We start from the raw sequence: 18103 nt of genomic DNA on the forward strand, positions 1-18103 counted from the left end.
TCCGGGCGCCAAGTGCCCGTTCGCGCGAGGGGGGTAGGAGGCGGCTTACTTCCGGACTTTGCCGAGCAGCGTCCGGGCGGCCTGGGCAGCGCGCCGGGCGAGCTGGTAGGCGCCGTACCGGAGCTTCTTCACGGGCAGGTCCCAGGTCCCGGGGTAGGCGATTTCCCGTCCGCCGAACGATTTCTTGAACGCCGTGAAACCGGCCCATTTGTGCCCGGGCTGATCCGCCGGTGCCACCCCCCACAGGTCCACGTACTTGATGCCCTTCTCCTTGGCATCCGCCATGAGCGTCACGAGGAGCGGAATGCCCGCGCTGAGCTTCCGGTGCGAGTCGTCCAGGGCCGCATGGGCGTAGGTGCGGGTATCGGCCGAGTCATAGGCCAGGGCGGCAGCAATCGGTGCACCCTCCAGTTCGGCGATGAACAGCGTGGCGGCCCCCGCGGGCATCAGGGACCTGGCGACCTGGCTCAGATACTCGTCGCTCTGGGGTTTGAAGCCGTTCCGTGCCGCCGTCAGATGCAGGAAATCCAGCAGCACGCGGATGTCCTCCGGATCCTGCGAGGTCCGGAACGTCACATCCTTCTTGTGGATGTTCCGGTACAGGTTGCGGTTGACCGGCTTCATGTCCGCCAGGACGTCCTTGAAATCCCGGTCCAGGTCCACGATCCAGCTGAGCTCGGGCTGCTGGTTCGCCGGGGCGGGCACCAGGCCGCGGCGGCGCAGCACGGCGCCGGCGTCGGCCGCCCCGAAGCCGGCGCTGACGGGCTCGACCCGGACAAACACCGCCCCGCACCCGCGGGCCAGATCCGCCAGGGCCGCCAGCGCGGCGTCGAACGCGGCCAGGGTTTCGGCCACCGGCCCGTAGGGCGCGTACAGCAGCTTTCCGGCCGGGTTGCTCTCCTCGACGGCGAGGAAGCGCCAGCCGGGCCCGGCCTGTTCGTGGACGGTGCGGCCCAGGGCGCGCTGGAAGTCGGCCCACGCGGGGCCCTGCAGGAAATAGTCCACGGTTCAGGCTTCCAGGGCGGTGGTGACGGCGAAGGCGAGGGCGGTCCCGGCAGCGCCGGCGACGGCGTGCACGTTGACAGGGGCCTCGGCCGCGGGCAGGAAGGCGCTCGCCCCGCGGCCCAGGTGCAGGTCGCCCTTGGGCGAATCGAGGAGGACGGATCCGGCGACCACGAGGATGACGGCGGCTCCGGACTGCGCCAGCGGGACGGGCCCGGCGCCGGGCTCCAGTTCGATCCGCTGCAACTGGAACTCCCGGAACGGGGGGCGGAAGAGTTCCTGGCCCAGCAGTGTGGTCTCGGCGGCCAGCGTCGGCACCCCGACGGCTTCGAAGGCGACGGTCCTGAGCAGCTCCGGCACGTCCACGAACTTCGGGGTCAGGCCGCCCCGGAGCACGTTGTCCGAGGACGCCATGACCTCGATCCCGAGGCCGTTCAGGTAGGCGTGCACATTGCCCGCCGGCAGGTACACGGCCTCGCCGGGGGCCAGCGAGATCCGGTTCAGCAGCAGGGAGATCAGCACGCCCGGGTCGCCGGGGTACCGTCCGTTGAGGTTGGTCACGGTGGACAGCTCCGCCACGTACCGCCCCATGGGCGCGCCGGAGATCAGGGCCGCGGCCACCATGGCGGTGGCGTGGGAGACGTCCTCGCCGCCGGCGATGATGCGCTCGAAGGCGGACCTGAGGGCCGCCGGCTCGTCGGGCCCGGCGAGGTCGTCCAGCAGCCGGACCAGCAGCGGCGGAAGCTCCAGGCCTGCGAGGTCAAAACAGGCGCCCAGGTGCAGGAAGACCGCGCGGGATTCGGCGGCGGGCCGGAAGCCGCACAGCGCCTCGAACGGGGTCAGCGCGAGGATCATCTCCGGCTTGTGGTTGTCGTCCTTGTAGTTGCGCCCGGCGGCGGAGTGTTCGACGCCGGCGGCCTCCTCCCGGGCGAAGCCTTTCCGCGCCTGTTCCAGCGTCGGGTGCACCTGCAGGGACAGCGGCCGCTCGGCGGCGAGGACCTTGACCAGGAACGGCAGGCGGGGACCGAACTCGGCGATGCTCGCGCGGCCCAGATGATGCTCCGGGTCGGCGGCGATCAGCTCATCGAGGGCCAGCCGTCCGCCGTCGCCCGCTCCGCCGTCGCCCGCTCCGCCGAAGTCCCCTGCAGCGGCAGGCGCCAGTGCCACGGAGGGCGAATCCGGGTGTGCTCCGATCCACAGCTCGGCCTCGGGCCCGCCGGACGCGGGCCTGCCCAGCAGCCCGGCGATGGCCGTCGTGGACCCCCAGGCATAGGGCCGGAGGACGTTCTCGAGTTCGTACACGGGCGGGCGTCCTTCTCTTGTCAATGAAGCCTCATCGGCGGGGGCCGATTCCTAGAGCGGCGCGCACTGGCCGTTGGTGGCGACCAGGTCGCGGATCGACTGTTCGTCCCCGTCGCGCTTGAACTGGTTGAGCATTTCCTCGGTGATCGGCTCGCCGTCGGGCGTGGTGGTCACCGGGGTGAAGTCCGACGGCGGCGGCGTCGCGGGCTTGGTGAGCGGGGCGGCCCCTGCCGCGGAGAGCGGTCCGGCCGCGGTGCCCGGCCGGCGGACGGTGTCGTCCGCGGCGCCTGCCGAGGAGGCGGCCGCGAGGAGCTGGTCGACCCGCTGGTGGATCCGGTCGAAGTCCGGGACCGTGGAGAAGGAGGCATCGAAGTCCGGCGGGCCGATCGTCAGCCGGCTCATGTCCTGGCCCTTGGCCTTCATGGCCAGGTCCACGAAACTGCCGAGCTGCCCGGCGGAGATGTTCGAGTCGACCACCTTGGTGCCGGCCTTGGCGATGTCCTCGAACTTGGACAGCAGGGTTGCGGGATCCAGCTGCTTCAGCATCGCCTGCTGGACACACTGCTGCCGCTGGATCCGGGCATAATCATCCACGAACTCCCGCGAACGGCCGTACCAGAGGGCATGGTAGCCATCCAGCTTCTGGTCGCCCGCGGGGATCCAGCCGGTGGGCATGCCGTGGATGCCGTTGGCCTCATCGATCATGTCCCCGCTCAGGGGGACCCAGCCGCCGGCCTTGATGCGGATGCCGCCCATCGCATCGATCAGCCTGGAGAAGCCCTCCATGTCCACGAGCACGTAGGCCTGGACCTTGATGCCCAGCGTTCCGGACACGGCCTCGAGCGTGGCCTGCGCGCCCGGGTCCTCGACGCCGGGGTACAGGTCCTGGTGCTTATTGGTGACTTCGGTGTTGATGGCGTTGATGAGGCATTCGTCGCCGCAGTCATAGCCGTCCGGGTACAGCTTGCGCATCGGCGAGCCCTCGCTGAACTGCGCGTTCTGCAGATTCCGGGGCACCGAGATGATGGCGGTCTTGCCGGTCTTGGCGTCGACACTGATCACGGAGAGGCTGTCCGGACGGCGGCCCGTGCGGTCCGCCCCGGCGTCGCCGCCCATCATCAGGAAGTTGTACCGGCCCTCGGAGGGCTCGATGGCGGGGCCGTTGGAGAAGATGCTGCCGATGGCGTCGCGGCCGACGTTGAGCAGGTAGGCCGCGTAGCCCAGCGAGCCGCTGCTGAGGACCATGGCCAGGACAAGGGCCGCGACGACGGCGGGCCGCACGCGGGGCGCGAGCAGCACCGGCCGGATCAGGCGGAGCGTGTTGATGAACAGCGCGGCCCAGCCGAGGGCCAGCGCCGCGAGGCCGAGGACCAGCAGGAGCGAGGCCAGGGGATGGGTCAGCAGGCTGATCAGCGTGGAGCGGCTGAGCAGCAGGAGCAGGACCGCCGCGATGGCCAGGGCCCAGACCGTGAAGGTGACCCGCAGCGCGGACCTTCCCAGCCGGCGGTTGCCCGCGACCGTCTGGGCGCTGCCCGGGACCAGCAGCGTCATCAGGATCAGGACGAACGCCCGCTTGGCCAGGACCGGGGCGGCAGCGCCCGAGGGGTAACGGACCGGGTCCGTCAGGGCCTGCTTGGGCAGCGGCTGCTGGCTGTCCTGCCGCGAAGGCGCGTAACTGTTGGTCATGTGGTGATCCTTAACGGCTGCCCCGCGTGGCGGCGTTGTCATCGGAGAAAACTTCGCCCACCTTGTGCCGCAGTGCCGCACCCTTGCGCGTGGCGACGTCGTTGAGTTCCCGGGCAAAGTCCAGCAGCTCGGCCCGGAGCCTGGCCGCGAGGTCGTCGGTTCCGGCGGCAAGCACCCGCACTGCCAGCAGCCCGGCGTTCCGCGCGCCGCCGATGGAGACGGTGGCGACGGGCACGCCGGCGGGCATCTGCACGATGGACAGCAGCGAGTCCATGCCGTCGAGGGTCTTCAGCGGCACGGGCACGCCGATCACCGGCAGCGGGGTGACGGAGGCGAGCATGCCCGGAAGGTGGGCGGCCCCGCCCGCGCCGGCGATGATGACGCGCAGGCCGCGCTCGTGGGCGGTCTGCCCGTAGCGGATCATCTCGGTGGGCATCCGGTGGGCGGAGACGACGTCGGCCTCGAACGGGATGCCGAATTCCGCCAGCGCCTCGGCGGCGGCTTCCATGACGGGCCAGTCCGAGTCCGAGCCCATGACGAGGCCCACGATCGGGGCGGCGCTGCCGGAGTCCGGCCCTGCGGACTCCTGTGCTGCGGACTCCCCTGCGGGGGTGCTGGTGCTCATGCGGTCTCCTCGGAGGTTCCTGGTGCGGCGACGGAGGGGGGTGCGTCCGTTCCGGATGATGTCGGCCACGGTGGTGGCGCGCTGCCGGACGGAGTCGACGTCGGCGGCGGCGGCGCCCACAAGGTTGACGTGGCCGATCTTCCGGCCGGGCCGCACGGCCTTGCCGTAGCAGTGGACCTTCGCCGCGGGGTCGCTGGCGAGGGCGGCGGGGTAGGCGGAAAACAGGTCCTGGTTGTCCCCGCCCAGGAAGTTCTTCATCACGACGACGGGGCCGAGGAGGTCCGTGGCGCCGAGGGGCAGGTTCAGGATGGCGCGCAGGTGCTGCTCAAACTGGCTGGTGACCGAGCCGTCCTGGGTCCAGTGTCCGGTGTTGTGCGGGCGCATGGCGAGCTCGTTGATCAGGAAGCCGGCGCCCACGCCCGGAGTCTCGAACAGTTCCACGGCCATGACGCCGGTCACGCCGAGCTCGTTGGCGATCCTGATGGCGGCGTTTTCGGCTGCCGCGGCCACCTCAACGGGGATGTCCAGGGCAGGGGCGATGACTTCGTCGCAGACGCCGTCGACCTGGATGGTGTGCACCACCGGCCACGCCCGGGACTCGCCGTCCGGGGTCCGTGCGACCAGGGCAGAGAGTTCGCGGCTGAACTCCACCTTGGCTTCGGCCAGCAGGGGGGACATGGCGTCGAACCACGCCGAGGCTTCCGCGGCGTCCTGGGCCGAGGCGACGATCCGCACGCCCTTGCCGTCGTAGCCGCCGCGGGGCATCTTCAGGACCACGGGCCAGCCGGTGTCCTCGCCGAAGGCGATCAGCTCCGATACGTCGGCCACCGGGGCCCACCGCGGGTTGGGCAGCTCCAGCCTGTCGATGGCCGCGCGCATCACCAGCTTGTCCTGGGCATTGACCAGGGCATCCGGGCCCGGGTGGACGTTGACGCCGGCCTCGAGCAGGGCGCGGAGGTGCTCCGTGGGGACGTGCTCGTGATCGAAAGTCAGCACATCCAGGCCGCGGGAGAACTCGAGCAGGTGGGCCAGGTCCGTATAGTCGCCGACCGGCGCGTTGGCCACGGCGGAGGCGGCAGAGACGTCGTCAGCCTCGGCAAGGACACGGAGCTCGAAGCCCAGGGCTGTGGCGGCAGGGGCCATCATGCGGGCAAGCTGGCCGCCGCCAACAATACCGATTACAGGAAAAGTCACATGTCCCAGCCTACCGAAAACCTCGCGGTTTCCCGGCTTTTGCCCGGCCCGCCCCCGGAACCGGCGGCCGCCGGAGGGCACCCGGACTGCCCCGGACGGCTGCCGGACCGCCCCGGAGGGCCTCGATTTGCCTCGGACAGCTGCCGGACCGTCCCGGACGGCTGCCGGACCGCCCCGGACGGCCTCGATTTACCGGAGATGGCCGGTATGCCACCCCACTTGGCGGCCATTTGCGTCATCTCGGCGTCTTTGGAGGCCTGCGACGCGGCTTGTGAACCCTTGGCAGGCCGTCCCCCGTGCCCGGACGGCCTCGATTTGCCGGAGATGGCCGGTATGCCACCCCGCTTGGCGGCCATTTGCGTCATCTCGGCGGGGCGGGAGGGCGGGCGCCTCCGGGCGGCTCCCGGGGGCCCCGTGGGCGGCCTCCCGGGAATCGGCGCTAAAATAGTCAATTGGCCCACCGGCCGACAGTTCCAAGGCCACGGAGGGTCATGATTAATACACTTACTGAACGCATGCGCGGACTTGCCTCGCTTTTCTGGCGGGAAGTGGCCAAGTTCGGCGCCGTCGGCGGTATCGCGTTCATCATTGACAACGGGCTCACCTTTTACCTGATGCACGGACCCATGATCGACAGCAACGCCAAGGCCCGCTTTGTCGGGGCCAGCGTCGCCACCATCTTCTCCTGGATCGCGAACCGCTTCTGGACGTTCCGCCACCGCCGGCAGGACAACGTGGTCCGCGAGTTCCTGATGTTCATCCTCATCAACGGGATCGGTATCGGCATCTCGACCGGGCTGACCGCCGCGGCCCAGTACGGCCTTAACATCGCGGACAAGAACGTGCTGTTCCTTGCGGGCGTCTTTGGCATCCTTGTGGCAACGGTGGTGCGGTTCTTCGCCTACCGCTTCCTGGTCTTCAACAAGGAACTCGACGACGAACCGGAGTTCTCCCACGACCACGAGCTCATCGACCGGCATCCGCATACCCAGCCCGGCGTTACGGTCCCGAAGCAGTCCGTCCCGGATCCGGAAGTGCCCGACCTGAAGTCCTAGGCGGCCTGGACAGGGCCCCGCCAGGCCCGCCCGGAAGGCCGGGCCCGCCCGGAAGGCCGGGCCCGCCCGGAAGGCCGGCCCAAGGGGCTGGTCTTCCGGCTTTCAGCGGGGTGACGGCGGCACTGCGTGACCGTGGACGCGTTCGTCGGCGAGCAGTTTTTCGGTCACCTCGACGTCGGGATGCACCAGCACCACCGAACCGCCGCTCTTCCAGGCTCCAAGCGCCTGCGCCAGGACGTCTTCCAGGCCGCGGCCGGCCGGAACCAGCAGCCGCGGGCCGCCGTCGTGGACTGCCGCGAAGCCGTCCAGGAGTTCCCCGTGCGTGTGCACCGCACCTGCGGCGGTCAGCACCGCGCGCCTGGCCGCCTCCGGGTCCACGTGCGGCATGAAGACGTCGCCGTGCGAGCGCACCTCGGCGGCATAGTCCACGACGCCGGAGGGCAGCTCGCCCTGCCACCGCATGGCCAGCGCGGGCAGGGCGACCGCGAGGACGGCGTCGAAGCCGCCCTCCGCCGTGCCGGGGCCGGGGTTTGCGGTGGCCAGCAGTTCCGCCGCGGCGTCGTCGAAGACCACCTCCATCCCGAGCTGCCAGGCGGCCAGAGCCAGGATCACCGACTTCCAATGGGCCGGCAGATCCAGCCGCAGGCGGGTTCCCGGCTCGGCGTCGAGTTCGTCCTGGAGCAGGTTGCTCGTCTTTGCCACCCAGTTGTCCAGCACCCGGCCCGAAAGCTCGACGCGTTCGGCGTCCGGTCCGTACCAGGTGAGCCTGGGGGAGGTGGACTGGCCGGAACGCAGGGTCGTCATCAGTTCAATTGCCGGGATGCTCATCCCTTCATCTTGCCACGGCCCCTCCCGGCATGATGTGTGCCACAGACCCGCCTCGGCGCCTGGGGTCCCGGTGGAGTGCCGCGAGCTAAAATTCCCCGGAAATTCACCGAAAAAACGCCGAAAATGGTCAGCATCCTGATGATTCGGCACCGTCTGTGGCACGGGGCCGAAAAAATCCCGGGCGTGGCGTGCCCCCGCTTTGTGTCGCCGGTGATTATTATCCCCGCCGCGGCTTGACTCCCGGATACTTACACACGTGTAATTAGTTATCGAAGGCCAAGGCGCATCAACCGGACCACAATTCAGTGTCCGGGTCTCAGTCAAAGGCTGCAAAATCAGAGAGGGAACGCCAATGGGGCTAGCAGAGCGTATCCATGAAGAGGCCGTCGTTGCTGGGCAGGCCACGGCGAAATACCGTTCACGCGGCGTGCCGACCGACTGGTATGTGGATCCGGCCGATCCGGACGCAGCAGACCGCTACAACGAACACACCAGGGATTCCCTGCAGGAGGCGGCCACCGCCTTCCTTGCGGCGCACGACGAACTGGTGTCCGGGCCGGACGAGGACAATGACCCGCTCGACCCGCCGCTGGAACTCCACGCCGTCAGCACCGCGCAGCCGGTCTGGATCGGCTTGCCTTCCCACCAGGATTTCGACGACGACGGCGAGCTCGGCTGGCAGACCGACGCGCTCTGCGCCCAGACCGACCCGGAGGCCTTCTTCCCCGAAAAGGGCGGCTCGACCCGCGACGCCAAGAGGGTCTGCGGAGCCTGCAACGTGCGTTCACAGTGCCTCGAATATGCCTTGTCCAACGACGAGCGTTTCGGAATCTGGGGCGGCCTCTCCGAGCGCGAGCGCCGACGGCTGAGGAAGCGAGCGATCTAATTCTTCAGGAAGTACGGGTCACCGCCGTCGTGGTCTCCCACGACGGCGGTGACTTTCTCCCCAGGACCCTTGCAGCGCTGGCGGGCCAGACCCGGCCCGCGGATTCTTTCATCGGGGTCGATACGGGTTCCCGGGACCACTCGGCCGCCCTCCTCCAGCAGGCATTCGGCACCGCCAGCGTCGCTGTCTTCGAGGACGCCAAGTCCGGCATGGGCGGCGCCGTCGAGGCCGGCCTGCGTTCCCTGTCGCCCTGGCCGGCGGACAGCAGCGCGCCCGGTGCGCCGGGTCCGGAATGGATCTGGCTGCTGCACGACGACGCTGCACCGGCGCCCGAGGCCCTCGCCGAGCTTCTCCATGCCGTGGAGCGGGCACCGTCCGTCACCGTGGCCGGCTGCAAGCAGCTGGACTGGCACGCCGGGCGGCGGCTGATCGACGTCGGCCTGTCCACGAGCCGCTGGGCCGAGCGCCTGACGCTGATCGACGCCGACGAACTGGACCAGGGGCAGTACGACGGCCGCAGCGACACCTTCGCCGTCAACTCCGCCGGCATGCTGATCCGCCGCGATGTCTGGGAGGATCTCCGGGGCTTCGACCCGGCACTTCCGGGAAGCGGCGACGACATCGACTTCTGCTGGCGCAACCGGCTGGCCGGGCACCGCGTGGTAGTGGTCCCCAGCGCGAAAATGTTCCATGTTTCCCAGCGCCCCCACGCCCTGGGCAACGCGGCAGCGGCGCGCAAGGCCCAGGTCCATCTGCGGCTCAAACATGCGGCCGGCTGGAAGGTCCCGCTGCACGCTGCCGGCGCGCTCCTGGGGAGCCTGTTCAAACTCGTCCTCAGCATCGCTGTCAAGGATCCGGGCCATGGGTTCTCCCAGCTGCTCGCGACCTTCGCCGCTCTGGGCCGGCCCGCCGCCGTGGTCCGCGGACGGCGCAACGCGGCCCGCACCCGCCGCATCCGGCGTTCCGTTATCCAGGGGCTGCAGACGCCGCGCCGTGAGGTCTGGTCCCACCGGCGCTCCCTGATGGAGGCCCTGGGCGCCGATGACCGAAGCGCGCCGTCCGGGCACGACCCGCTGGCCGAACAGCCCAGTGGAGACTCTGCCGACGACTTCGCCGCCCTGACCACCTCCGAGCGAGGCTGGGCAGGAAGCGGCGCGCTGCTCGCGGTGCTCATCGCCGCGGCAGCCTCCCTCACCGGGCTGCTCAGCCTGTTCCGGGCCGAGGCCGTCTCCGGCGGCGCCCTGATTCCCGTCTCCGCCAGGCTCGCCGACATCTGGAACCATGCCTCCGGCTGGTGGATCGCCCTCGGCGCCGGCCTTCCGGGCCGCGGCGACCCCTTCGGCTACGTCCTCTGGCTCCTGGGCGTGCTCGGCGCCGGCGACGCCAACGGTGCGCTCATCTGGCTCCTGATCCTTGCCATGCCGCTGTCCGCCCTTGGCGCCTGGTTCGCCGCCGGTGCCCTGACGCAGCGGCGCCGGCTCCGGCTGGCCGCCGCCCTCGTCTGGGCCGCCGCGCCGGCCCTGCAGATGGCGCTCAACCAGGGCCGCCTCGGCGCCCTCCTGGCCCACGTGATGATGCCCCTGCTCGTGCTGGCGCTCCTGCGGGCCACCGGCACGGCCGCGGGCCGCGGCCATTATGCCGTTCCGGCCCCGGGGGAGCGGCGCCTCACGCAGGCGCCTGCCGCCAGGCCCGGCATCAACGGGACGCCCTCGTGGACCGCTGCGGCCGCCGCGGGCCTCGTGCTCGCCGTGGTCACCGCCGCCGCCCCCTCGCTGCTGGTGCCCGCAGTGATCGTGGTGGCACTGTGCGGGGTCCTGCTGGGCCGCCGCGGCCGCACCGTCTGGTGGGCGCTGCTGCCGAGCCTTGCCCTGTTCGTGCCGTTCGTTTTCTCCGTCATCGACCGCCCCCGGGCCGTGCTGGCGGACCCGGGAATGCCGCTGGGCTTTGACGCGGCACCGCTCTGGCAGCAGGCGCTGGGCCAGCCACTGAACTTTGCGGCCGACGGCGGCCTCACCGGCCTGGCTGTTTTTGCCGGTTCGGCGGCCGGTTCAGTCACGGCAGTTCCGTGGGCGCTGCTGCTGGCCCTGCTCTGCGGGGTGCCGGTGCTGCTGCTGGCACTTGCCGCCATGTTCCTGCCCGGCCGCCCGGTACCGGGACGGTCATCCCGGGTGGCACGCTGCCTGTGGGGCGCGGCGCTCCTCATGCTGGCCGGAGGCTGGCTCGCCGGCCACGTCGCCACCGGTGCCGGGACCGATGTCCTGGTCACCCCGTTCACCGGACCGGCTGTGTCCGCCGCGGCGTTTGCGTTGCTGGGAGCCGCCCTGATCGGGGCCGAAGGATTGCTCGACTCGGCCGGACGGGCCGCCGGGGCGGCCCTGGCCCGCAAGGTCCTGATCCGCACCACCGCCGCCGCCGCCATGGTCCTCCTGTTTGCCGGCCCGCTGGCAGGCCTGACCGTCTGGGCCGCGCAGAACCTGCTGCAGCCCGCCGCGGCATCGTCCGCCGGCACCGCGGCCTCCGCAGCGGGCACCGGCGGCCTCGGCACGCCCCGGCTCGTCCAGCCGGCCAAGGCCCGCACGCTCCCGGCCACCGCCATCGACCGCGGCGACGGGCCGGAACAGGCCAGGACCCTCGTGATCTCGGCCGGCGGGAACGGCAGCTACCAGGGCTCGGTGATGCGGGGAGCCGGCACCACCCTGGACGCCCTGTCAACGATCGCCGCGGCCCGCAACATCATGGGCGAGCCGGGGCAGGAACGGGTCCGGGACGATGATGCCGCCGCCGGATCCGTCCGCAGCATCGTGGCCATGATCGTCGCGGGACAGGGCGTGGACCCGCGGGCCGACCTCGAGCGGCTCGGCGTCGGTTTCGTGGTCCTGCGGGCCTCGGATACCTCTGCCCAGCTGACGGCCAGCAGTATGGACGCCGTCCCGGGGCTGGTCGCCGTCGGCCGGACCGACGTCGGCTGGCTCTGGCGGATCAGTCCGCTGAACCAGCCGGTGATCCAGGCCTCCGACGTCGCACACCGCGTGCGGATCGTCGACGGCGCCGGGGCCGCCATCGGCCTGCTCCCCTCCGAGGCAATCGGGGCCGCGGCCGACGTGCCGGGCGGCCCCGAGGGCCGGCTGGTGGTCCTCGCCGAGCGCGCCGATCCGGGCTGGAGCGCCTGGCTTGACGGCCGGCGCCTGACCGCCACGACGTCGGGATGGGCGCAGGCGTTCACGCTGCCCGCCGGGGGCGGCAAACTCAGCATCCGCTACGAGGCGCACTGGGCCCTCTGGGCCGGGATGGCGCAGGCCGTCGTGATCGGCCTGACCATCCTGCTCGCCATTCCCATGCCGGCCCGCCGGCCCAACGCGGGCCTGTCCAGGGACGAAGGCTCCCTGCGTAAGGAACACCAACATGCTTGAGGATGAAAACCCGCCACGCCGGACAGAACCGCCACGCCGGACAGAACCGCCACGCCGGACAGACCCGCCACGCCGGACAGAACCGCCACGCCGGACAGAACCGCCACGCCGGACAGGATCGCGGCGGCGCGGGACGGCGGCAGGAATCCTCTCCGCCCTGGTCCTCGTCGCCGCCGGCGGCGGACTGGCCTACGCGGCGTCGCTGTCACCCCAGAACCCTGCGAGCAGGCAGCTCGAGCCGCCCCTGGCGGCCGTTCCCGCCGGCAGCAGCACCGGCGTCTGCCCGGGCCCGGCGCGACTGCTCGAAGGCACCCCCGTGGGCACCGATCCGCAGTTCGGCCCGGAGTCCGCCAGCGCAAAGACCTCGGTGAACGCAATCGTGCTCGGCTCCCGTGCGGGGGTCCTTCCCGGCAGCCGGCTGGCGCCGCTCACGGGCAGCCCCCTGGTGGAGCTCGCCCCGGCGGCCGCAGCCGCCGTTCCCGCCGCGCCCCCCGCCCCCGCGGCGGGGCCGCCGGTGCTGCTGGCGGGCGTGGTGTCCCAGCGCGAGGTCGACGCCGTGAGCGTCCTGCGCGCCGACGCGCAGGAGAACCTGCAGGCGGCAGCCGGCGCCGTGCTGAACTACACCGCCGGCGACGGAGACCTCAGGGGCTCGGCGGCCGCGGCCTGCCAGCAGCCCGCCAACGATCTCTGGCTGGCCGGAGCGAACACGGCCCTGGGCCGCACTGCGGTCCTCAACCTCAGCAATGCCTCCGGCACCCCGGCCACGGTCAGCCTGGATCTCTTCGGCGCCAAGGGCCCGATCCAGGCTCCCGGGAGCCGTGGCCTCCTGGTGGGGCCGGGCAGCACCCGATCCGTTATCCTGGCGGGGCTGGCTCCGGGGCAGGAACGGCTCAGCGTCCGGGTGCGCAGCGCCGGCGGGCCGGTGGCCGCCGTCATCCAGCAAAGCGTGCTCCGCGGGCTCACGCCGGGAGGCATCGATTTCATCGCCCCGGGCACGGCCCCGGCCACCCGCCAGGTGGTCACCGGCGTCGACATCCAGGACCCCGCCGGCCTCGCGGCGCTGACCGCCAAGCCCGGCTTCGCCGATGCCGGACCGGCCCTGCAGCTCACCGTGCCCGGACCGGCCGACGCTGTCGTGCAAATCAAGCTGTACGGCCGCGACGGGCAGAAGGCTCTTCCGGGCGGCGGGGTGGTCACGGCAAAGTCCGGTGCCGTCACGGAAGTCTCGCTGGCCGGCGTGCCGGCCGGCCCGTATACCGTCTCCGCCAGTTCGGATGTCTCCTTCACCGCCGCCGCGCGCGTCACCAGGGGACTCAAATCCGAGGACGCGTCCGACGTCGCGTTCCCGGCCGCCGCCGCCAGGCTCGGCAGCCAGCACGTGATTCCGGTGCCCCGGACGGGGGACCGGTACCTGGTGTTCGGGGCACCGGACGGCAGGGCCAGGATCTCCTATACGCCGGTCACCGCGGACGGGAAGATCCGGACCGGCGCCGCCGCGGACATCGCCGGCGGCACCACCGCATCGATCAAGGTCCCCGCCGAGGTGGAGGGGTCACCGCTCGTGGGCTACCTCGTGTCCGCCGCGGGCGAGGCCGCGTACGGCGCCGTGCTGCTGGAGCAGGACGGCGGGCAGGATATTTCAACCATCGCCGTCGCCCCCGGGGCCACGGGCCAGGAACAGGTCCCGGTCACGCTCGGATATTAGGGCATATCAGTACCGGCGGCGGTAGACCGGATCCAGTGTTTCGGGCGGCACGCCGAGCATCTCGGCCGTGTGCTCCACGACGACGTCGTGCACCAGGTCCTGGAGTTCCTCCCGGCTGCCGCACGCCTGTTCGACGACCCGGCGGTACAGGGTGATGACCGGGCCTTCCGCCGGCGTGGCGGGCGTGTGCGCGCCCATCGGCGCGGGGGTGCGGTCCGCGACAAGCCTCTCCAGGCCCGGGGGGATTTCCTCCACGGCAAAGCGGACGCCATCCAGGGTCTTGCCCCAGATGTCGTGGAGCCGCTGGGCGGAGTCCAGGACCAGGTCGTCGAAGAGATCGGAGCGGGTCCGGTAGCCGGGCAGGGTGGGCAGCATGAGTTCGCCGCGGAGTCCCCGGCCATGCCTGTTCCTGCGGCGTTGACGGAAACTCTTCCCCTTGAGGGCCTGCCCTGGGGCGGAACCGGCGGCGGCGCGTCCGGCATCGGGTTCAGCCAACCGGACCGTGAAACCTGGATCTGGGTGCGATGACTGCATATCTCGACTCTAAACCCGGCGGATGATTTACGCGATACGGTCCGGGCCGCGACCCGCCGTCGAACGCCCGCCGGCAGGGTCACGGCCTGTCCGGGCCGCGGCGGCCGGCGACTGTGTCCCCGTACCGGATCCCCGTACCGGCGTTTCAATGCGCCGTTCCGGCGGGTGGGGGGAGTAGTCTCTGATGTCGTGGGTGCAATTCGTCTCTGTTCAAGGTCAGCCTGCCGCAATTCAGCGGTAGCCACTTTGACGTACGTCTACGCCGACTCCACCGCCGTCCTGGGGCCCCTGGCAACGTACGCCGAGCCGCACTGCTACGACTTGTGCGGGCAGCATGCCGACTCCCTGACCGTCCCCCGCGGCTGGGAGGTGATGCGCCTGGCGATGCCGGCAACCCCGGCCGGTCCCGGTCCCGACGACCTGCTGGCCCTCGCCCACGCCGTCCGTGAGGCGGCCGCCCGTCCCGCAGCCGCGGAGCCGGCCAAGGGGCAGCGCACCCTGCACCCGGCGCTCGAAGCCCCGGCCGTTGCCGAGGGCACCCGCCGGGGGCATCTGCGCATCCTGCGCGAGCCTTCCTGAGCCGCGAACTGGCGGTAGGCTGGGAACTGCAAAATCCGTAAAGCCACCGGCGCCTGTCGCGGCGCCCACCAGGGAGCGTCCACCATGCCCAAGCTCAGCCCCGAACTGTTGTCTGTCCTGCGATGCCCCGTCACCGGATCGCCGCTGGTGCAGGACGGCGATGAACTCGTCACCACCTCCGCCGATGAGTCCGGGCAGAAGCTGCGCTACCGGATCGAGGACGGCATCCCCCTGCTGCTGCCGCGGCACGACGCCGCGCCCCTTCCCGCTTCCGACTAGGCACCCCACCGAGCTACCAGCCGGCTACTACAAAGGAGTCACATGACTTTCGATTACAAGATCGCGGACCTCTCCCTGGCCGAGGCGGGCCGCCATCAGATCCGCCTCGCCGAGCACGAGATGCCGGGACTCATGTCCCTGCGCGAGGAGTTCGGTGCCAGCCAGCCGCTGAAGGGCGCACGCATCGCCGGGTCCCTGCACATGACGGTCCAGACCGCGGTGCTGATTGAAACCCTCACCGCGCTTGGCGCCGAGGTCCGCTGGGCTTCCTGCAACATCTTCTCCACCCAGGACGAGGCCGCGGCGGCCGTCGTCGTCGGCACGGGAACGGTCGAAGACCCCCAGGGTGTGCCCGTGTTCGCCTGGAAGGGCGAGACGCTCGAGGAATACTGGTGGACGGCGCAGCAGATCCTGTCCTGGCCGGGCGCCGACGCCAACCCGGACCTCGGCCCGAACATGATCCTGGACGACGGCGGCGACGCGACCATGCTGGTGCACAAGGGCGTCGAATTCGAGGCCCTCGGCGCCGTCCCGGCCGCCGCTGCGGACGAGTCCGAGGAAGGCCGCATCTTCCTGGACGTGCTGCGCGCGTCCCTGCAGGCCGATCCGCAGAAGTGGACCCGCGTCGGCTCCCGGCTGCTCGGCGTCACCGAGGAAACCACCACGGGCGTGCACCGCCTCTACCAGCTGGCGGAGCAGGGCAGGCTTCTGTTCCCGGCGATCAACGTCAACGACTCGGTCACCAAGAGCAAGTTCGACAACAAGTACGGCATCCGCCACTCCCTGCCGGACGGCATCAACCGCGCCACGGACGTCCTGATGGGCGGCAAGGTCGCCGTCGTCTGCGGCTACGGCGACGTCGGCAAGGGCGCCGCCGAGGCGTTCCGCGGCCAGGGCTCCCGCGTGATCGTCACCGAAATCGACCCCATCTGCGCGCTGCAGGCAGCCATGGACGGCTACCAGGTCGCGAAGCTGGAATCCGTCCTCAGCAAGGGCCACATCTTCATCACCACCACGGGCAACAAGGACGTCATCATGGCCGAGCACATGGCCGGCATGCGGGACAAGGCCATCGTGGGCAACATCGGGCACTTCGACAACGAGATCGACATGGCCGGCCTGGCCCGGATCCCCGGCATCAGGAAGGTCGAGATCAAGCCCCAGGTCCACGAGTGGGTGCTCGACGCCGGGACCGCGGAAGAGCGCTCCATCATCGTGCTGTCCGAGGGCCGCCTGCTGAACCTGGGCAACGCCACCGGCCACCCCTCCTTCGTGATGAGCAACTCCTTCGCCAACCAGACCATCGCGCAGATCGAGCTGTTCACCAAGCGGGACCAGCCCGAGGGCGAGCGCGAGTACCAGAACCAGGTCTACGTGCTGCCGAAGATCCTGGACGAGAAGGTCGCGCGCCTGCACCTTGACGCCCTCGGCGTGGAACTGACCGAGCTGTCCAAGGACCAGGCCGGGTACCTGGACCTGGACGTCGCCGGCCCGTACAAGCCGTCGCACTACCGCTACTAAGAGGTAAGCGCCGCACGCTTCACGACGCGCGGCAGCGCCCTGGAACACCCCAGAGGGGCTCCGGACCACCATGGTCGGGGGCCCCTTCTTTGTAACCCGATCGTGGCGGAACGCGCCCGGGATTCCACGGTAAATCGCCTATGCTGGCAGGATGACGCGTGGAATGACCCTGGACCTGTGACGGCCCGGAAGCCCTGGGGCGCCGGCCGCAAGATCGCCTTCGTAGCGGCGGTCTGCGCCCTTGCCGCCGGCGGCGGCGCCTTCGCGGCGGCGGGCCCGGGACTGACTCGCGCCTCGATCGCTTCGGAAGCCTCTTCGCCGGAACGGACGACGCCGGGCCTTGCCGTCCCCGTCGTCGCGCCGGCGCAGCTCACCGTGTCACCGGCCGACGACGCCAAGCCGGTCAATCCCGCGGCCCCGGTTTCACTGAAAGTGCGCGACGGCCGGATCGAGCGGGTTGCCCTGACGAGCGATGCCGGCGATGCCGTGGACGGGACCCTGGACGCCGGCGGCACCGGCTGGACGGCCTCCGGGGCGCTGAAGTTCAACACGCGCTACAGCTACACCTACACGGTGGTTGACAGTGCCGGACGGAAAACCGCTAGCACCCGGACCTTCAACACCGTGTCCGCGGCGAACGAGGCGGACGCCGCGATCTACCCGCTGGACGGCATGAAGGTCGGCGTCGCACAGCCCCTGCAGATCACCTTCAGCGAACCGGTGCTGAACCGGGACGCCGTCGAGAAGGCCATCCGCATCACCTCAACCTCGGGCCAGGCCGGTGACTTCCACTGGTTCAGCAACAACATGGTCAGATACCGGCCGGAAAGCTTCTGGGCGGCGAACAGCACCATCACCATGGACCTGCAACTGTTCGGGGTTGACCTCGGCAACGGGCAGATCGGAAACTTCAATAAGAAAGTGACCGTCCACATCGGCGACAAGAAGGTGGCGGTTGCCGACGCCGCCGCGCACACCTTCTCCGTCAGCATCAACGACCAGCCGGCCGGCTCCTGGCCCGTCACGATGGGGGATCAGCGCTTCCCCTCCGCCCGGGGATACCTGGTCCTGATGGAAAAGCACCGGTACGACCACTTCGTTGCCGCCAGCATCGGCCTGAAGCCCGGAGACCCGGCCAACTACGGCGAACTGGACGTCGAGTACGCCACCCGCCTGACTCCCAGCGGCGAGTACATCCACCAGGCCCTGGACTCGGCCCTGCCCTACATCGGCAACACGAACGTCTCGCACGGCTGCATCGGCATGACGGCGGACCGGGCCGCCTGGGTCTTCAACAACATGACCAGCGGCGACGTCGTCCAGGTCATCAACACCGAGGGGGACTTCGCCAACTTCGATGACGGCTTCGGGGACTGGAACATCCCGTGGGCCCAGTACGCGAACTGAGCCGGCCCGTGCCGGCTGGATCGGATGCCGGCCGAATTGCCGCGGCCCCGGGGTGGCACCTCGTCCCGTCCGGCGCGCTGGCGGTAGGCT

General features: G+C 70.6%; 14 protein-coding genes and 1 pseudogene. 8 read left to right on the forward strand and 7 right to left on the reverse strand.

Annotated features, from left to right (window positions below):
* Nucleotides 1–45: 45 nt before the first annotated feature.
* The 5 genes and pseudogenes from J9611_RS03030 to J9611_RS21705 form a co-directional block, all read right to left on the reverse strand.
* Nucleotides 46–1005 carry a lipid II:glycine glycyltransferase FemX gene (locus tag J9611_RS03030; protein WP_211877613.1) on the reverse strand — a complete coding sequence of 320 codons (960 nt, stop codon included), beginning with the start codon at nt 1003–1005 and terminating at the stop codon, nt 46–48.
* A gap of 3 nt (nt 1006–1008) precedes the next feature.
* On the reverse strand, nt 1009–2304 hold the full coding sequence (gene manA / locus J9611_RS03035; RefSeq protein ID WP_211877614.1) for a mannose-6-phosphate isomerase, class I: 1296 nt from the start codon (nt 2302–2304) through the stop codon (nt 1009–1011).
* A gap of 51 nt (nt 2305–2355) precedes the next feature.
* Nucleotides 2356–3990: an LCP family protein gene (locus tag J9611_RS03040; protein ID WP_211877615.1), complete on the reverse strand. Its 1635-nt coding sequence runs from the start codon at nt 3988–3990 to the stop codon at nt 2356–2358.
* 10 nt (nt 3991–4000) lie between these two features.
* Nucleotides 4001–4615, reverse strand: coding sequence for a 5-(carboxyamino)imidazole ribonucleotide mutase (purE, locus tag J9611_RS22455; RefSeq protein WP_211877616.1), 615 nt, complete (start codon nt 4613–4615; stop codon nt 4001–4003).
* Nucleotides 4612–5761 (reverse strand): annotated as a pseudogene (locus tag J9611_RS21705) (5-(carboxyamino)imidazole ribonucleotide synthase). Before J9611_RS21705 ends, purE begins: the two are co-directional and overlap by 4 nt.
* A 539-nt stretch (nt 5762–6300) precedes the next feature.
* On the opposite strand from J9611_RS21705, the gene J9611_RS03055 reads away from it, so the two are divergent.
* On the forward strand, nt 6301–6864 hold the full coding sequence (locus tag J9611_RS03055; RefSeq protein WP_211877617.1) for a GtrA family protein: 564 nt from the start codon (nt 6301–6303) through the stop codon (nt 6862–6864).
* Nucleotides 6865–6966: 102 nt separating this feature from the next.
* On the opposite strand, the gene J9611_RS03060 is transcribed toward J9611_RS03055, so the two are convergent.
* Nucleotides 6967–7692 (reverse strand): TIGR03089 family protein, encoded by a 726-nt coding sequence (locus J9611_RS03060; RefSeq protein ID WP_211877618.1) that lies wholly within the window; start codon nt 7690–7692, stop codon nt 6967–6969.
* Nucleotides 7693–8044: 352 nt separating this feature from the next.
* Between J9611_RS03060 and J9611_RS03065 the strand changes: the two genes are divergently transcribed.
* From J9611_RS03065 to J9611_RS03075, 3 genes are read left to right on the forward strand one after another with little or no spacing between them, the layout of a single operon-like run.
* Complete coding sequence (locus tag J9611_RS03065; RefSeq protein ID WP_211877619.1) at nt 8045–8578, forward strand: WhiB family transcriptional regulator; 534 nt, start codon at nt 8045–8047, stop codon at nt 8576–8578.
* Nucleotides 8578–11988 carry a glycosyltransferase gene (locus J9611_RS03070; protein WP_307857004.1) on the forward strand — a complete coding sequence of 1137 codons (3411 nt, stop codon included), beginning with the start codon at nt 8578–8580 and terminating at the stop codon, nt 11986–11988. Before J9611_RS03065 ends, J9611_RS03070 begins: the two co-directional genes overlap by 1 nt.
* Entirely contained in the window at nt 11981–13693 is a 1713-nt protein-coding gene (locus J9611_RS03075) for a DUF5719 family protein (protein ID WP_246527291.1), read from the forward strand. The genes J9611_RS03070 and J9611_RS03075 overlap by 8 nt, the downstream gene beginning before the upstream one ends.
* 6 nt (nt 13694–13699) lie before the next feature.
* On the opposite strand, the gene J9611_RS03080 is transcribed toward J9611_RS03075, so the two are convergent.
* Nucleotides 13700–14227 carry a metallopeptidase family protein gene (locus tag J9611_RS03080; RefSeq protein WP_211877622.1) on the reverse strand — a complete coding sequence of 176 codons (528 nt, stop codon included), beginning with the start codon at nt 14225–14227 and terminating at the stop codon, nt 13700–13702.
* Nucleotides 14228–14416: 189 nt separating this feature from the next.
* On the opposite strand from J9611_RS03080, the gene J9611_RS03085 reads away from it, so the two are divergent.
* The 4 genes from J9611_RS03085 (at nt 14417) to J9611_RS03100 (ending at nt 18013) form a co-directional block, all read left to right on the forward strand.
* Complete coding sequence (locus tag J9611_RS03085; protein WP_211877623.1) at nt 14417–14806, forward strand: DUF3499 domain-containing protein; 390 nt, start codon at nt 14417–14419, stop codon at nt 14804–14806.
* An 84-nt stretch (nt 14807–14890) separates the two neighbouring features.
* Nucleotides 14891–15085, forward strand: coding sequence for a Trm112 family protein (locus tag J9611_RS03090; protein ID WP_211877625.1), 195 nt, complete (start codon nt 14891–14893; stop codon nt 15083–15085).
* 42 nt (nt 15086–15127) lie between these two features.
* Complete coding sequence (ahcY, locus tag J9611_RS03095; protein WP_211877626.1) at nt 15128–16606, forward strand: adenosylhomocysteinase; 1479 nt, start codon at nt 15128–15130, stop codon at nt 16604–16606.
* A 177-nt stretch (nt 16607–16783) separates the two neighbouring features.
* Entirely contained in the window at nt 16784–18013 is a 1230-nt protein-coding gene (locus J9611_RS03100) for a L,D-transpeptidase (RefSeq protein ID WP_211877627.1), read from the forward strand.
* The last annotated feature ends 90 nt before the right edge of the window (nt 18014–18103 follow it).

This window comes from Pseudarthrobacter albicanus (assembly GCF_018224015.1).
GTDB classification, from domain to species: domain Bacteria; phylum Actinomycetota; class Actinomycetes; order Actinomycetales; family Micrococcaceae; genus Arthrobacter; species Arthrobacter albicanus.

Coding starts and splice junctions, on each gene's coding strand:
- J9611_RS03040 (WP_211877615.1), bottom strand. CDS start 3,990: ATGACCAACAGTTACGCGCCTTCGCGGCAGGACAGCCAGCAGCCGCTG.
- purE (WP_211877616.1), bottom strand. CDS start 4,615: ATGAGCACCAGCACCCCCGCAGGGGAGTCCGCAGCACAGGAGTCCGCA.
- J9611_RS03055 (WP_211877617.1), top strand. CDS start 6,301: ATGATTAATACACTTACTGAACGCATGCGCGGACTTGCCTCGCTTTTC.
- J9611_RS03060 (WP_211877618.1), bottom strand. CDS start 7,692: ATGAGCATCCCGGCAATTGAACTGATGACGACCCTGCGTTCCGGCCAG.
- J9611_RS03065 (WP_211877619.1), top strand. CDS start 8,045: ATGGGGCTAGCAGAGCGTATCCATGAAGAGGCCGTCGTTGCTGGGCAG.
- J9611_RS03075 (WP_246527291.1), top strand. CDS start 11,981: ATGCTTGAGGATGAAAACCCGCCACGCCGGACAGAACCGCCACGCCGG.
- J9611_RS03080 (WP_211877622.1), bottom strand. CDS start 14,227: ATGCAGTCATCGCACCCAGATCCAGGTTTCACGGTCCGGTTGGCTGAA.
- J9611_RS03090 (WP_211877625.1), top strand. CDS start 14,891: ATGCCCAAGCTCAGCCCCGAACTGTTGTCTGTCCTGCGATGCCCCGTC.
- ahcY (WP_211877626.1), top strand. CDS start 15,128: ATGACTTTCGATTACAAGATCGCGGACCTCTCCCTGGCCGAGGCGGGC.